The 17,752-nt window shown below is 29.1% G+C and carries 12 protein-coding genes; 4 read left to right on the plus strand and 8 right to left on the minus strand.

What is annotated here, in order from left to right; translation table 11 throughout:
• Positions 1-99 precede the first annotated feature (99 nt).
• The 4 genes from CLSA_RS17655 to CLSA_RS22255 all read right to left on the minus strand — a co-directional run bounded on the left by CLSA_RS17655 (position 100) and on the right by CLSA_RS22255 (position 7,683).
• Positions 100-1,152, minus strand: coding sequence for a response regulator transcription factor (locus CLSA_RS17655; protein WP_022748316.1), 1,053 nt, complete (start codon positions 1,150-1,152; stop codon positions 100-102).
• Positions 1,153-3,867 (minus strand): PAS domain-containing sensor histidine kinase, encoded by a 2,715-nt coding sequence (locus CLSA_RS22250; RefSeq protein WP_022748320.1) that lies wholly within the window; start codon positions 3,865-3,867, stop codon positions 1,153-1,155.
• 801 nt (positions 3,868-4,668) lie between these two features.
• Positions 4,669-5,133 carry a GNAT family N-acetyltransferase gene (locus CLSA_RS17665; protein ID WP_022748323.1) on the minus strand — a complete coding sequence of 155 codons (465 nt, stop codon included), beginning with the start codon at positions 5,131-5,133 and terminating at the stop codon, positions 4,669-4,671.
• Positions 5,134-5,457: 324 nt separating this feature from the next.
• Positions 5,458-7,683, minus strand: a complete 2,226-nt coding sequence (locus tag CLSA_RS22255) for a PAS domain-containing sensor histidine kinase (protein ID WP_022748326.1) — start codon at positions 7,681-7,683, stop codon at positions 5,458-5,460.
• 328 nt (positions 7,684-8,011) lie between these two features.
• Between CLSA_RS22255 and CLSA_RS17675 the strand changes: the two genes are divergently transcribed.
• From CLSA_RS17675 to CLSA_RS17690, 4 genes are all read left to right on the plus strand, one after another.
• Positions 8,012-9,109 carry a galactose ABC transporter substrate-binding protein gene (locus CLSA_RS17675; RefSeq protein WP_022748329.1) on the plus strand — a complete coding sequence of 366 codons (1,098 nt, stop codon included), beginning with the start codon at positions 8,012-8,014 and terminating at the stop codon, positions 9,107-9,109.
• Positions 9,110-9,242: 133 nt separating this feature from the next.
• On the plus strand, positions 9,243-10,340 hold the full coding sequence (locus tag CLSA_RS17680) for a galactose ABC transporter substrate-binding protein (RefSeq protein ID WP_022748333.1): 1,098 nt from the start codon (positions 9,243-9,245) through the stop codon (positions 10,338-10,340).
• A 165-nt stretch (positions 10,341-10,505) separates the two neighbouring features.
• Positions 10,506-10,712 (plus strand): YvdQ family spore coat protein, encoded by a 207-nt coding sequence (locus tag CLSA_RS17685; RefSeq protein ID WP_022748336.1) that lies wholly within the window; start codon positions 10,506-10,508, stop codon positions 10,710-10,712.
• A 15-nt stretch (positions 10,713-10,727) separates the two neighbouring features.
• Positions 10,728-11,021 (plus strand): spore coat protein, encoded by a 294-nt coding sequence (locus CLSA_RS17690; protein ID WP_022748340.1) that lies wholly within the window; start codon positions 10,728-10,730, stop codon positions 11,019-11,021.
• Positions 11,022-11,524: 503 nt separating this feature from the next.
• Here the strand turns inward: CLSA_RS17690 and CLSA_RS17695 are convergent.
• The 4 genes from CLSA_RS17695 to CLSA_RS17710 all read right to left on the minus strand — a co-directional run bounded on the left by CLSA_RS17695 (position 11,525) and on the right by CLSA_RS17710 (position 17,681).
• The gene (locus CLSA_RS17695; RefSeq protein ID WP_022748343.1) at positions 11,525-12,328 is read right to left on the minus strand and encodes an EFR1 family ferrodoxin; all 804 of its coding nucleotides are present in this window, start codon (positions 12,326-12,328) and stop codon (positions 11,525-11,527) included.
• Positions 12,329-13,101: 773 nt separating this feature from the next.
• The gene (locus CLSA_RS17700; protein WP_022748347.1) at positions 13,102-14,040 is read right to left on the minus strand and encodes a polysaccharide deacetylase family protein; all 939 of its coding nucleotides are present in this window, start codon (positions 14,038-14,040) and stop codon (positions 13,102-13,104) included.
• Between the two features lie 164 nt (positions 14,041-14,204).
• On the minus strand, positions 14,205-15,947 hold the full coding sequence (locus CLSA_RS17705) for an ABC transporter ATP-binding protein (protein ID WP_022748350.1): 1,743 nt from the start codon (positions 15,945-15,947) through the stop codon (positions 14,205-14,207).
• Positions 15,948-17,681: an ABC transporter ATP-binding protein gene (locus CLSA_RS17710; protein WP_022748353.1), complete on the minus strand. Its 1,734-nt coding sequence runs from the start codon at positions 17,679-17,681 to the stop codon at positions 15,948-15,950.
• Between the last annotated feature and the right edge of the window lie 71 nt (positions 17,682-17,752).

Raw genomic sequence — 17,752 nt, forward strand, 5'->3', positions numbered from 1 at the left:
ATACATTGCTTTTATTTAATTTATAAGAAAAAAATCAATTTTAAGAATAAATTAATCTATAAATTTATAGTTAATCTCATAACCGCTTTCACTTTTTCCTTATTTTTTTAATTTTCTATACGCTGTTGGTGACATACCTGAATACTTCTTAAATAGCCTGCTGAAATACTCCGGATCCATGTAACCCAGTTTATCTGCTATTTCATAACTTCTATCTTCAGATTCTCTAAGCATCTTTTTAGCTCGTTCCATTTTAACTTTTGTCATATAATCTAAAAGTGACATACCCGTCTTTTTCTTGAAAATTTCGCATAGATAATTCTTATTCATATCCATATAACTTGCAATTGTAGATAATGTAACTTCATTTTCTACATTATTCAAAATAAAAATGCTTACTTTATTTATTAAAACACCATAACTTTTTCCTAAATATAAATACATTATTTGTGCTTCTAAATTTTTAATACATGAAATGTATATATCACGTAATTGTTCTAAAGAAGCTACATCATGCAGATTTAAACTCTTAATGTAACTTGCATCAGCAAATTTTATAAACCAAATCATATTATTATTTATCGCTTCCAATACTTCTTCGAAAAACTCTATAATTATATGATGCATTCTTATCTTATCAAAATCACCCAAAACTAGTTTATCAAAAATAGAATAAGCCAAATTTTCTACCGTTCTGCCATTTTCAATCAATTCTAATATTTGTGTAACATCTAATGAATGGTTATATACTTTTAGTTTTTTCTCTTCCTTTTTTTCACTGATGAATAATTTAGCTCTCTCAAGTAACTTGTTAATATCATCTGCATTTACTGGTTTAATAAGATAATCAAAAGCACCTAATACCAATCCTTTTCTAGCATATTCAAATTCGCTATAGCCACTAAAAAGGACTACACAAAGTGCCAGCTTTTTTTTCATTACCTCCTCAAGTAATTCTACTCCGTCTACTATAGGCATACGGATATCAGTTATAATTAAGTCAACTGAATTAGTTTGAAGCTTTTGTATAGCCTCATATCCATTTCTAGCTTCATCTGTAATTTCAAATCCTGAGACTTCGCCCCATATTTTCAGTCTCTTCAATTGTAATCTTGCTATTTCCATATCATCAACTATCATTACCTTGTACATTTAATCACATTCCTCAATAGGTAGAGTAAAATAAACTTTAGTACCTTTATTTAACTTGCTCTCTATCCAAGTCCTTCCTCCATGTTTTTGGATTATTTTACGTACGATGGCTAATCCAATTCCACTCCCATCATATTCTTCTTTATTATGAAGCCTTTGAAACATAGTAAAAAGCTTCTTAGAGTATTTCATATCAAAGCCAGTTCCATTATCTTCTATATAGAAAATTTGTTCATTATAATTTTGTAAACAACCTACACTAATAATTGCAATATCCTTGTTTTTTGTAAATTTTACAGCATTGCTAAGTATATTATAAACTACCTGCCTTATGAGAGTTTGATCTGCATTTACAGTTGGTATTGCTGTTTCTATACTAAATTTAATATTTCTTTCCACACAGATTGTCTTTAATTCATTAAATACATTTATTAACATTTCCTTTATATCTACTTTTTCCTTTTTAATACTTTCTTTAGAAGTAATTGAATATTGCAGCACTCTGTCTATGAGTTTTATCATATCGCTGCTCACATTAACAATATTAGTTATCATATTTACAGCTTCTTTTTCAAGAGTTTCTTCGTAATCCTCAAGAATTATCCTACTATATCCTTCAATTGCCCTTAAAGGTGATTTCAAATCATGTGAAACTGTATAAGTGAAAGCTTCTAGTTCTTTTAAAGTACTTCTAAGATCCATAGTACGTTTTTCTACAAGCTGTTCCAGTTCTTTGTTAATCCTTATAATCTCCAGTTCGGCTTTTTTTCTTTTAGTAATATCCTTAGAAAATACAGCCGTTCCGCAGATTTGCCCATCGTGATATATAGGACTAAAGAATACTTCAATATATCTATTATCATTATTAGTATAATATTCGAAACTATATCTTCCCCTACTCATTGCATTGTCATAAAAAGATTTCCATTCATGTGCAACTTCATCTGGTATAAGTTCCAATATGCTTTGCCCCTTCTCAATCTCAACATCATAGCTTCGTTTCATATACTCTTTTAATGATGAATTAAAATTTAAAATGCGATAATTCCTATCTACTGAATATATCCCATCATCAGTACTTTCAAAAACTGCTTCTAGACGTTCTGCCATTTCTCTCTGATTTACCTCTAACTGCTTTAAATCAGAGATGTCATGAAACATTATACCTATCTGTTTGTCATTAAGTTTAAAAACATTTAATAATAAATATCGATTAAATCTTTGTGTGAAAGCCTCATATTTCAATGGAATATCAGTGTTTAATATATTATGAAGCTTCTTCAGAGTTGATTTATTTCCATCAAAGGATTTTATATATGTATTACCAATAACATCAGAAACCTTTAAACCTAGATGTTTCCCAATTGCTTGATTTGCTTTGGTTGCTATTGCATCTACAAGTTCACCATTTTCATCGTATATAAACTCACTTACTATCATTCCCTCAAGCATTTTATTGAAAATAATCTTATATTCTTCTTGTATCTCAGTTTCCTTTCTTTTAGCTTCTACATAATCAGTCACATCTCTTCCAATACTAATAATCTTTCTTAATCCATCGTCTGTATTAACTAATCTAAAATTTACTAGTAAGATACATTTCGTACCATCCTTCTTTCTCCCCTCAAGCTCTATGTTTTCAATATTTGTTTCTTCTAACAAACGCTTTAATATTTGTTTTCTAAGCTTAAGTTCTGTATAGATTATTCCTATATTTTTCCCTATAACTTCATGCTGCTCGTATCCTAAAATTTTTTTCACAGAAGGAGACATTTCAACTATTGTTCCATTAATTAACGTCTCACTATAAATGTTCACTATATTTTCAAAAATATCATTATATTTTCTCTCGCTTTGTCTAGCAAGTTCCTCTGCCTTCTGTTTTTTCTCAAGGTAACGGATAGTAGCGCTTCCTGTAACCATACAAAACATTATAAGAATAATAAAATGTATTACATCTCTTGCATCAACAATTTGACATAATTCAAATGGATTATCTCTCAAATATAATAAATATTCTACAAATACTGAAAGAAAACAAAATATTATACAGATAGTCAACGTCCTTGCTAAAATAGTCCCATTATACCTTGATTTACTTTCTACATTAAATAAAAATAATCTTTTCACATTTGGTAATAATAGTAACGTATCGCATCCAGTAAGGATAAAAAAATCTTGAATTATTCTTTTTATAAAAAATATATAAAGGTCACCTATATTAACAGTAGTAATAGCCTCATTATACCAAGAATGCTGATTGTAATTTATTGACAGCGGAAATAAAAAAAAGTACAATATTAAGTTTATTAACAAACAAAATATCTCAATAAAATAAATATTATAGAGATACATTTTAGATTGTTTTCTTTTCTCTGCTCCATATCCATGTAATATAAACCAAACAATGATGATTAAAAAACTAACAAAACAACCCCAGCCTTCATTTTGCCAAAGATAAAAAGAATGAAATGCACTTAATCCAATAACTGAACTTAAAATCCCATATTTTACTCCCCATGCTTGGGTGACAAGCATAGGAAAAATCAAACTCCAAAGAAAATCTAAATTAAATTGATCCACTTTTAATCTTAATGCAAAAAATGTTCCAATAAAGCCTATAAAACCTAAGCTAACTGAAATTAATGTTTTATACAAAACCTGAGATAATACCTCTTGCCTTGAATTTATTTTCTTTCTTAGATTCTTTATCATAGAACACCCCAAATTAAATTCATATATACTTATATACTATTTATCGCTGATTATTTTAAATCTTTGCTTATAAAATATAAATCTCTAAATTATATTTTAATACATTTCAATTTTTATTCAATACTGTAAAATTGTAATTTTGATTTAATTTGTCATAATATGTAGATATTGAAGTTTAATCATACTTCTTTATATCTTTATAGATATCCAAACTATAAATCATACTTATGTGGTGAATAACCGAAATTGCATACTTTTTTGTTCCACAGGACCATGAAATTTTCACTGAAAGGTTCTAAGTACAAGGTTGTGCCCATTTTTGCATGCTCCTAATATAAAATTAGGACAAGCAGAAAATGGTACAACATTGCACTAAGAACCTTCACAGTTCAATTTCAATGCCTGTTTCACAAAAATGTATGCAATTTCTAATATGGAAGCATATTCTAATTATAAGTCTAATTCTTAAATTGGGTATCTATAAAAATTATGATTAATATTCTTTACATTAATATAGATAATAAAAAAAAGAAAAAGCACTCAATCCTACTAAGAATAGTTGTGCTTTTTCTAACAATTTATTGTTATCCTTTATTATAAGGTTCCTCATTGAGAATTTAATATATGACAAACAAAGAAATTGGATACATATTGGTTTCTACTTTTGGATATATATTTAAAGCATAAGTGTGATTTATTCTTTTAAAACATATTCTAATCCAAAAGAAAATGGTACTCTTTTGTGGAGGATTACATTGAAAAAATGCATTCCATACTAGAAAGTAAGGGGATTACTTTACGTTACTCTATTGACTTCATCATCAGACATTCTGTTATGCCATTTCTATACAAATTAGGTATGTCACCTATTTCAAAATATCCTATTCTTTCATACAATCTCCTTGCATCCGAATTAAAGTCACCTACTACTAAAAATAGCTTTGAATAATTTTCACAGCAAAAACTCTCTGCAAAATTCAAGAGTCTTTTACCTATACCATTGCCACGACTTTCGCTTTTCACAAAAATCATATGTATATAAGGAAAAGAGTGGAATGCTCCATTTAGAATAATCCATATAAATCCTTTACAGCTATTATTATTATCTATTGCAATATATATTTCGCCTTTAATAATCCCCTCTTCTAATGATTTTCTGGCACTTCCCTCTTTTGAAAAATATCTTTTCCCTAATTCCGAATTTACTAATGCATCTTCACAGTCATTTATATAATTCATATTTCCTTTTATAACTTTTATATCCATAATACACTCTCCTTTAATCTTAAGTTCTCACTTATTTATCTTGATACAGTAAATACAAACTTACTTTATTATATTTCAAAATAATTCCAATTTATTCTATCTATATAATTGACTTTACTATTAATTTTTTTACATTACTATATTATATACACAATATAAAAAACTTACCATATTGATTTTTATATGGTAAGTTACTTTAATAATTATATATCCCATTTTAATAAAGTTAGGATTTATTTGTGATATGTTTCACCATTCATTAACCAAAACCCAACTTTTAATTACAAAAATAACAAGCATTTCAAAATACTAACTTCTTTTCATTTAATCATATATATCCGAAAACTCTATACTTATTCTCTGTATCTTATCTTCATTCGCAATACTAACATCTCTAATATCATATTCTTGATTTTCTAAAATTCGAACTGGAAGTTCAAAGATAAATTCAGTACCCATATTACATTCGCTTTCAACCCAAATTGAGCCACCATGTAATTCTATAAGTGATTTAACAAGCGAAAGACCAATACCACTTCCCTCTCTATTCCTCGAAAGTGATTTATCCACCTGTACAAATCTATTAAAAATGTTTTTTTGCATTTCAATTGGGATTCCAATTCCTGTATCTTTTACGGATACTAAAATAGTTTTTTCAGTATTTTTAATATTCAAAAAAATCTTACCATTACTTGGAGTGAATTTTATGGCATTAGATAAGAGATTAAGAATAATCCTTTCAATCTTATCAGCATCGCAAGCCATTATTCTTTCTTCTAGATCTGTATCAAAAATAATTTCTATCTCATTTTTATTAACATATTCCACTACAGATAATACTATATCCTCTATTATTGAAATAATATCTTGATTTTTAAGATTAATCTTATAAAAACCAGAATCTATTTTAGTTGCATCAATTAGGTTGTTTATAAGTCTTAATAATCTGAAACAGTTCTGCTTCATAATATTATAATATCTCTTAACTCTTTCCTCATTCTCATCTGTGGATGTTATATTTAATAATTGCAGTGTGCTATATAGCACATTTAACGGCGTTCTAAGTTCATGTGATAAGTTTGCGAAAAACTCATTTTTCAATCTATCATATTCTAGCGTTTCATTTAATAATTTGCTTTGCTCTATAAGCTTCTCTCTAAGTTCTTCAGCTCTTTTACGCTCTGTAATATCCCTACTAACATTAAGTATGCACCAATTTCCATCATATTTAATCGCTCTAGACGATGTTTCAACCAAAATACTTTCTTTATTATGAGGCGTTAACTCCATTTCACGCAAACATACTTCTTCCTTATTGCATAATAAATTTTTTAGTGTTTTTAACACATTTTCATGGTGCTTGGGATGAATAAAATCAAATATATTTCTATCTACTGCTTTATCTACATTTAAAATTTTACGTGAAGCACAATTATTGTATATAAATTTATATTCAGAATCAACTACACTCACACATTCATTAATACTGCTTAAAATACATGATGTTTTTTCGTTTTCCTGATTAAGCAGCTTTTCTACTTCTTTTTGTCTATCATATCTTCTTGAATTTGAAATTGAAAGACCACACACTCTGCCAATAATCATTGCAAAATTCATATAATATTCTTTTTTGCTTACGTCCTCAACTCCATAAATTTTCATTATTCCTAATACTTTATTTTTATACGCTATTTTCAATATGAATCCATTTTTTGTATCATTCCATACACATTCTCCATCAAAATCATATAATTCTTTACTTGATTCTATTGAATTATCATCATTAAATGGAATATAAACAGACCGTTCTGATTCATAAAATAAATCAAATAAATTCACTACATTCTCAATAGCTTCTTTTTCTGTCACTGCATATGTTAACTCACATAAAAGCTCAAACACTATAGCCTGATCTGCAAGCTTGGAATTATTTTTTGCTAATAAATCAATATTTTTCCTCTTAGCCGCTTCTAATTTCCATTCTAAAATATTGTTTGATATAAGCGAACTAGCAAAATCCATCCCAACAGGAATATAATCATAAGGCAAATTTACAAACTCCCCAAATTCCTGAAGTTTATCCATGCTATTTTCATATATCCCAGTATCTAAAAGTGTTATTTTCCTCGCTGAATCCAAAAAAAGCATTTTTCCACTTTCTTTATACGCTCTCATTTGTTCAACATTTTTTCTCCAATTTTCAAGCCATCCAGATGAAACAACATATGATTTCTGGTTAATAAAATATTCCACAATATCTTTATTAACAATCATTTCAAAACAATGTTTAAATCTTTTTATTTTATATCTCTCTGTTTTAAAAAACTTATCTAAGTTTTTGCAGCAAGCACCACCTAAAACAATTATTTTACCACATTTCTTTTCACATTTTATAATAGCTTGAATTAAATCATTACTGTTCTTATTATTTCTCTTACATTGAGATACAAATGGTACAACAATAACATCTTCTATATTATTATTTTGTATTATAAGCTTCATTTCTTTAACAAAATTTTCACAAACAACTACCCCTAAATAGTTTTTCATATGATTCCCCCCAACTCAAACTCCAACTAAAACTAAAACTATTCCTTTATACCATACTTTAACTTTCTCTATTAAATTTATATATAGTTTTTTCCATTAGCCATAAATAATTAACATTAATACAAATTATTACAATATATTTACTATAGTAACATATTTAGATAACTACTTCAAATTAAAAAGTAATCGTCCAATACATAATTAACAAAATCTTACTTTCGAATATTTTTAATAATTACACGCATACTACAATTAAAACAATCTAAAAAATATTTTAATAATTAGATTAATTGTAAAGCATTTTATATGAATATTTACGGAGGCAGGGATGAAAGCACTAAAAAGAATATTATCACTTATTACAATCGTATTCTTCATAAGTAATTTATCAATAAATCTTAATATAAGAAATATACAAACTGTATTTGCACAAACAAAACCTGCGAAAGTAGCTGTATTCTTGTTAGATTTTACAGATGACCTTATTTCAGAGATTCGTCAAAACTTAGAAGAGATTCAAAAGCAACATCCAGATGAAGTTCAATATACTTTTTATGATGCTAAATCAGATGAATCTACGCAAAATGCACAAATCGAAAAAGCTCTAAATGGAGGTATCTTTGATCTTATAATATTAAATATAGTTAATAGAGGTAATGCCGCAACAGTTATAAATAGAATCAAAGAATTCAACCTTCCTGTAATTTTATTCAATAGAGAACCACTTACACCAGTGTCTTTACAATCTTATGGCAAAGCACTTTATATAGGAACAGATGGAAAGCAAGCTGGTGCTCTCCAAGGAAAAATGCTTATTGATGCTTGGAATGCAAGCAATAAAGATATTGATAAAAATAATGATAATATAATGCAATATGTTATGTTAGAAGGTGAAAGTGATAATACTGAAGCAATAGAAAGAACAAAATATTCTGTTTCAACAATTGAAAAAGTTGGTATTAAAACACAACAAGTTGCACTTGCAATTGCTGACTGGCGTGAAGATTTAGCTTATAATGCTATGAAAACAATATATGAAAAATATAAGGATCAAATTGAAATTATAATAGCAAATGATGATTCAATGGCTATAGGTGCTGTTAAAGCATTGCAGGAATATGGCTATAATAAAGGAGACCTCTCAAAAACAATACCTATCGTTGGTGTTGATGTAACTCCAGATGCTAAGGAGCTTATAGATAAGGGAGAGATGCTTGGTTCAGTTTATCAATTACCAAAAGATTACGCAGATGCTTTGTATGCAACCGGAATGAACATGATTGCTGGAAAAAGCCCTGTTGAAAATACCAAATATACACTTGATGATACACGAGTTTCAATTCGTCTTCCTCAAAATAAGTATTATTATAGAAATATGTTTACTGGTGAGAATGCAATTGAAGGTACCAGTGAAGATCCTAACTAATAATTGAAAAACTCATATTTTTTAATTTAATAAGTATTATAGTTTATTTCTCCCCCTCTATTTTGGGATATATATACAAGTAATTAATTAAATACACTTATTCTATCAAATGTATTATACAATGGAGGTAAGAATGAAAACACTAACGAGGGCATTATCGTTTATTACAATCTTATTTTTAATGAGTGGCTTGTTAATAAACCTTAATAAAAAAAATATTAAAATTGTATCAGCAGAGACCGCGCCTGCTAAAGTAGCTGTATTTTTATTAGATTTTAATGATGATTTTATAGCAGAAATCGCTGACAATTTAAAAGCTGTTCAAAATGAAAACTCTGGCAAAGTTGAATATACTTTTTATGATGGAAAATCAGATCAATCAGTTCAAAATGCACAAATTGAAAAAGCATTAGATGAAGGTGTTGACCTTGTATTATTAAATATAGTTGACAGAGCAAATGCTCAAAATGTTATGAATAGAATCAAGGAACACAATGTTCCAGTAATATTATTCAATAGAGAACCTGTTTCACCAGTACCTATAAAATCTTATGGTAAGGCTATATATATAGGTACAGATGGAGCTCAAGCTGGCGCTCTTGAAGCAAAGATGGTTATTGATGCATGGAATGCTAGCAGTCAATATATTGATAAAAATAACGATAAAATAATGCAATATGTTATGTTACAAGGCGAAGCTGATAATTCAGAAGCACTGCAAAGAACAAAATCAGCTGTTTCAACTATTGATAAATCTGGAATTTCAGCACAACAAGTAGCATTAATTGCTGACTGGCGTGAGGATTTAGCTTATAATGCTACCAAGCAACTATATGAAAGATATAAAGATCAAATTGAAGTAATAATTGCAAATGACGATACAATGGCTCTTGGTGCTATTAAAGCTTTACAAGAATACGGTTATAATAATGGAGATATTTCAAAAACAATTCCAGTTGTTGGAGTTGATGCTACTCCACCAGCTAAAGAATTAATACAAAAAGGACAAATGTTAGGTTCAGTTTATCAAGACGCCAGGGCTTATGCAGAAGCTTTGTATTTAACTGGAATGAATATGATTTCTGGAAAAAATCCCATTGAAGGCACAAAATACATATTCGACTATACACAAGTTTCAATTCGTCTTCCTCAAACCAAATATTTTTATAGAAACATGTTTACTGGTGGGAATGCCATTGAAGGTACTATTGAGACAAATGACAATCAATAATAATAAGACAAAAAACTCCAATGCCATATTATAATTCCACTTATAATATGGCATTGGAATTTTTTATTTGTTTTTCCTTGCACATAATATAAGTCACAAGTTTAATATAATGTAAATTACATATACTAATACGGAAATCAATAAATATAGAATGGAGGGTTGAATATGAGAAAACTTGCTGAAGGTGAAGTAATTTCATTAACAGGATTATTAAAGTTTGAGAGCGATGGCTTAGCAGTTTTAAGGACAATGGACGCCCTTATAAAAGATGATGAATTAAAAAAGCAAACAGAATCAGGTATATTGGCAGCCGAAGGTAGAATAAAAGGTCTACAACAATTTATTAATGAGAATAACGTTACAAGATCATAAAGGAGGTAAGATGCTATGTCAACTATTTTAAGCAACATAGTTCAAAACACTACTGATATAAGTGATGAAATTATAGCAGGAAATATGCTTGCATCTGGTAAAAGTGCTGCAGATGCTTATCTAAATGCAACAATAACAAGTACAACACCAGAATTAAGAGCACTTTATTCATCTAGTCTTAATCAGGTGGTTGGTGGTCATTCAGCACTTACTGAGTTAACAGTAAATAAAGGTTGGATTAACCCATATAATCCACCTACTCAACAACTCTCAGATATGGTAAGTAAAGCTGAAGAAACAGTTAAATAGATTAAAAGGTACCATGAATTAAAATTATACCTATAGACTAGACACGTGAAAAAAAGTGCTTAGTCTATAGGTATTTCTTCAGTAAAAGTTGTTCAATTATTGCTTGTGTAGCTTGTCTGGGGAACATGCGGGAATTGAGCAAATCTTACTGTTAGAAATCCATAGCCATATTCTATAGCAATCGAGCAACAGAGTATCCTTACTTTCGGTTAATTACCACATAAATTTAAGAACTCAACTTATTTGTGGTTAATATCTACACTAGAAATCATATATATATTTGTGAAAGAAGCATTTGAAATTGAGCTGTTGAATATTCTTAATTGGCGCTTGTTACATTTACTGCTTGTCAAAATGAATATTTGGAACATGCAGAAATGTGCACAAGCTCCCATTTAGAATCTTCCAGCTAAAATTTCATAAGTCCGATGGAACAAATATATATATGATTTCGGTGAATTACCACATAAATTTAAGTTATAAGCTGCTTATCTATATAAAAATTAATTTTCTGCTATTTTCTTAGATGATAAATTAGGATTTCTATATCTCTTTCTTGCCTCGGTTTTATCTCCCCATTGAATTGCTTCCTTAGGGCAATGTTGAATACAAGCCATGCACATTTCACAATTGTGTTTCCATGTTGGTTTGTCTGAATTAAATTCTATATTATTAACTGGGCAAATTTTCTCACATAATTTACAGCTAGTACAATTATCATTAACCCAAAACTTCTCATCTCTTGAATGTAAATTGTCCATTATCTTATCGGTAACCTTAATAAAAAGTTTATCAATTACTGTATCGACTATTAATTTACTACATTCACACTTAGAATCTTTTCTTTCTTTAATTATATCTGCTATCTTTTTAACTTTCTCTGATTCTTTTTCAAAAAGCTTATTTTGTTTCTCAATAGAACTAGGAGCATATGCACAAATATTATTTCCTGGCATATGAATTAAGAAACCTGAATTAAGAACTGCACCATTATTTTGTAGCATTTTCTTCAACTTAACCAACACACTAGCAGGTCCTCCCCCATGAGTTGCTACTGCAAAAATATAAGTATCTGAACTAATTTCAAGTTTGTTAACAAGTTTTTCTACTATCAGCGGCAAACGTGCATAATACACAGGGAATACTATTCCAAGTATCTTTGATTCAACTTTTATTTTTTCTTCTGTTATAAGTGAAGATATTTGACACAAATCAAAGTCTCCTATTTCAGCATCTATATCTCTAGCCACCTGAAAACTGTTGCCTGTCCCTGAAAAATATAATATCGTATTCTTTTCTATTGTCATGAAAAACTCTCCTTCTATCCTTATTTAATTACCTGTTAGCACATAAGAAGAAATAATAGTTCTAAAAGAGGCAACGTGTATTTTGTGTTAACTAATTAACAAAGTCTTGCTCATAGTAGTCACACTCTAAACTTGATAACGCAGTATGCCCCAAAATAAACAATCTATTACCTTATTATTTTTTGGTTGTGCTTTAAACTGATTTCATTTAGCTTTTGTTTATTATAAACTATATTATATAAGTTCTTGATTTATTATACCACTTTAAGATTAAGTAATTTCTATATAATTATTATCTATCTAATGTTAAACTTGTAGAAATCATTGATAATTTTAAGATACCATATGAAATCTTAAAAACATATCTTCAAAATAATCTTCTTTAGTTATATTCTATATTTAAACAATAAAAGAGAGCATTTCTGCTCTCAATGTTACAAAATATAGATACTCAATTTAAGAATTAAACTTATAATTAGAATATGCTTCCATACTAGAAATTGCATACATTTTTGTGAAACAGCCATTGAAATTAAACTGTGAAGGTTCTTGTACAAGGTAGTACCATTTCTCGCTTGTCCTAAAAGTGAGAATCGAAATTTTACATTTCGTTATTCGAACTTTCTCTGTGAGCTTTTATATTAGGAACATGCAAAAATGGTACTACCTTGTACTTAGAACCTTTCAGTGAAAATTTCATGGTCCTGTGGAACAAAAATGTATTCAATTTCGGTTATTCACCACATAAGTATGATTTATAGTTTAACATTTAATTATTTTATAGTTTTAAATTCATATCCTTGCTGTTTTAAATAGTCTATTATTCCTGGTAAAGCCTTTGCTGTTTCTTCTTTTCCATAAGTATCATGCATTAATATTAATGCCTTTTCTCTATTACCTATAGTTTTAATAGCTTCCTGAGTTAGCTGTGCTGCATCTTTATGACCACTTTCTGCATCACCTGATAATGCATTCCAATCAATTTGATGCCAGTCTTTTTCATGTAAAGCCTTGTCCACGGCTTCAGCTCCTTGTGGGTCCTTTTTACTCCATGTCTCTTGCCCTCCAGGAAATCTAATTGCACGTGTTGAAAAGTCTTGTCCCAAAACACCTTTTAAAGCTTTATCTGTCTTATCAAAATCAGACATACAATTTCCCAAGTTTATCTTTCCATTTGGAAATAAGTAGCTATAATCATGCGAATAAGAATGAATTCCTATTGCATTACCTTCTGATATTTCTCTCTTTACTAAATCCTTACTTGCTTCATCTTTATCAACGTATTTTCCTATAAGAAAGAAAGTTGCATTTACATTTTTAGATTTAAGAATATCTAAAATTTGTGGAGTTACAGTTTCCGATGGACCATCATCAAAAGTCAAATATGCAACTTTTTTACCATCAACTCCATCGGGTTTTTGCCCTTTAATTTGTTGATCAATATACTTTTCTAAATATGCAACATTTTCTACACTATTATCACTTTCTTTATCTACAGAATTATCATTGCTGTTTTGTGAAGAATCTTTATCTTGATTTTGCACTGAATTATTATCAGCAGCTTGTACAGCTTGCTTGCTTGATGAGAACTTTTGAGCAATAACTGCTCCTCCTATAATTACAAATAATCCAACTATAATACTAGATATAATAATTCTTTTTCTCTTAATGTTTTTGCTCTTATTTTTATTGTCAGCATAATTACGTTTCATTTTTCTACCTCTTATATATTTAAGAATTTAATTTATGTTTTATACTACAATTGCTACCTATTTAGCTGATTTATATAGGGTTTCTCATTGCGGAACCCTATAGCTAAGACCAGAACCTATATTAATTATATTCATAAACTATTGGTTTTACCTCATCAATTTTATTATTGTAATTGATGTTTAAACTGACTATTATAAAGATCTGTATAAATTCCACCTTTAGTTACAAGCTCGTCATGATTTCCTCTTTCTACTATTTTACCACTTTTCATAACAAGTATTATATCTGCATCGCGTATTGTTGAAAGTCTATGAGCTATAACAAAACTTGTTCGTCCCTTCATCATTGAAAGAAAAGCATTTTGTATTTTTAGTTCAGTTCTTGTATCTACGCTACTTGTTGCCTCATCTAAAATAAGCATTGGTGGATCTATAAGCATTACTCTGGCTATAGTTAAAAGCTGCTTCTGACCTTCTGAAAGATTTCCCCCAGATTCAGTAATCATAGTATCATAACCATCAGGAAGTCTTTTTATAAAGCTATGAATATACGCTGCTTTAGCTGCATTCTTAACTTCTTCTAAAGTGGCATCTGGTTTACCATAAGATATATTTTCCCTTATAGTTCCCTCAAAAAGCCATGTATCTTGAAGTACCATACCAAATTGATTTCTAAGACTATCTCTAGTAAGGTGATTTATTTCTTTACCATCTATAATAATCTTTCCTTTGTCCAAGTCATAGAATCTCATAAGCAGATTTACCATTGTTGTTTTTCCAGCACCTGTTGGTCCTACAATAGCTATAGTACTTCCTTTTTTTATATCTACGCTAAAGTCTTCTATAAGTGGTACTTTCTTATCATAAGCAAAAGATACATTTTCAAACTTAACATTTCCTTCACATCCAGTTATATTTTCTGCATCTTTAGAATCTGCTTTTTCTGGTTCTTCATCTATAACAGAAAATATTCTTTCACAAGATGCAAGTGCTGCTTGAAGCTGAGTAGCCACACTTGTTATATTGTTTATTGGTTGTGAAAACTGAGTTGAATAAGTTAAAAAACTTGAAATTACACCTACACTTAATCCACTTATAACTGAAAGGATTCCTCCAACCAAGCCAACTAAAATATATGTAACATTATTTACAAGCCTTGTTGCTGGATTTGTAAGTGATGAATAAAACTGAGCAAGTTGTCCACATTTATAAAGTCTCTTATTAATTTCTCCAAAACTTCCCTCAGCCCTTTTTTCATATCCAAAAAGTCTTACTACTTTTTGATTTCCTATGATTTCTTCTATATATCCGTTTAATTCTCCTAAAGTTTTTTGTTGTTCTTTAAACATCTTATTAGATCTTTTTGTAATAAAAGAAGCAATCAGAAAACATAAAGGTGTCATTAACACTATTACAGCAGTTAATTTAAAACTTAAACTTGCCATTAAAATAAGTGAACTTAATATAGTAATAATACCTGGGTAAAATTGTGTTATACCTTGAAACAATCCATCAGAAATGTTATCCATATCATTTGTAAGTCTGCTTATAATATCTCCATGAGGATTTATATCAAAATACTTTAAAGGCAGAGTACTTATCTTATCTAATGCTTCATTTCTAAGATCCTTTACTGTATTATAAGCCACAATATTAGCAACTACAGTAAAGAGCCATGTAAATAAGGCACTTATTACATAAATTACTCCAAGTATTATAATAGTCTTAATTAAACCATCAAAATCAACTTTCCCCTCAGCAATTATTTTATCAATCGCCTTTCCGACTATTAATGGCATAAATGCAATGAGCACATTACTTATTAGTGCAAATATCAAAGACGCAAACATATAACCTTTGTATTTTGAAACATAACCTATTAATCTAGAAAATGTACTTTTTTTCATTTACATAGCCTCCTTTGTAATTTGAGAACTACATATCTCTTTATAAACACCGCATTCTTTAGTCAATTCTTCATGAGTTCCAACTCCTGCTAGATTTCCATCATCTAAGACAATTATTAAATCTGCATCTTTTATAGTGCTTATTCTTTGAGTAACCATAATTACAGTTGTGCCTTCTGAATTTTCTTTAAGAGCTTGTCTAAGCGCTGCATCTGTAGCATAATCAAGTGCACTTAAGCTATCATCCATAATTAATATTTCTGGTTTTTTTACTAAAGCTCTTGCTATGGTAAGTCTTTGCTTTTGACCTCCTGAAAAATTAACACCACCTTGAGAAATATATGTATCATACTTTTCAGGCATTCTTTCCACAAAGTCTGCTGCCATTCCAATTTCAGCTGCCTTTTTAACTTCATTCATAGTTGCATTTTGAGCTCCCCATCTTATATTTTCTGATACAGTACCAGAGAATAAAACAGCTTTTTGAGGAACTAATCCTATATTATCATCAAGTTCTTTTTTACTATACTCTCTTACATTCGTTCCATTTATTAAAATATCACCTTTAGTAGTATCATATAATCTAGGTATTAAATTAATTAAAGTGGTTTTTCCTGAACCTGTACCACCTATTATTCCAACCATTTGTCCCCTTTTTATTTCAAAAGATATATCACTTATAGCATCTTCCTTGGAATCCTTATAAGAAAAAGATACATTATCAAATTTAAGTATTGGAACATCTTTATCACTATTTTTACCAAATACACTATTTCCACTATACTTAATACTTGGTTCTGTATTAAATACTTCATTTACACGAGCTGCACTAGCTGCTGCTTTAGTAAAGGTAACTATAAGATTAGCAAGTACTATAAGAGCTGATAAAACCATATTTATATAGTTAATATAAGCTATAACCTTTCCTGTTGTCATTGCACCCACGTTTACTCTTATTCCACCAAACCAAATTACTGCCATAAGTGCAAAATTCATTATTATACTTGTAACAGGATTCATAAGTGCAGATATTTTTCCTACTTTAATTGCAGTACCTGCAAGTTCTTCATTTGATTCTTTAAATCTTACCTTTTCGCCTTCCACTCTGGCAAATGCTCTTATAACTCTTATTCCAGATAGATTTTCTCTTAATATAAGTGCTAATTTATCAAGTTTTTTCTGAACTACTTTATAAAGAGGAAGAGATTTATTCATAATAAGATATATTGCAAAAGCAAAAAATGGAATTGATAAGTACATTATTAAAGATAATTTAATATCAAGATACATAGCCATTATAATTCCGCCAATGCATAGAAAAGGAACTCTTATTGCAAGTCTTATCAGCATTGCAAGGCCTAATTGAAGTTGATTTACATCATTTGTTACACGATTAATAAGAGATGGTGTTCCAAAATCATCAATCTCATTATATGAAAAAGTTCCTATCTTCTTAAACATCTCATTTCTAAGGGCTGTTCCAAATCCCTGTGAAGCAATTGAAGAAAAATATTGACAGGTAAAAGATGATAACACCCCTAAAATTGCCATTACAAGCATTATTAATCCTATCTCAAATATGTAATTAATATTTCCAGTTCCTATACCTTTATCCGTTATAAGAATCATTATTGTAGGTATTGATATTTCAAATATTGCCTCAAGCAATTTAAATATCGGCCCTAATATAACTTGTTTCTTATAGGGCTTTACTAATTTTAATATATTATTCAAAGTTTATCCTCCAATCTTAATATAGATATCCAAACCGTAATTTAGACTTATGTGGTAACTAACCGAAAGAA

It is taken from the genome of Clostridium saccharobutylicum DSM 13864 (assembly GCF_000473995.1).
Classification (GTDB): Bacteria; Bacillota; Clostridia; order Clostridiales; family Clostridiaceae; genus Clostridium; species Clostridium saccharobutylicum.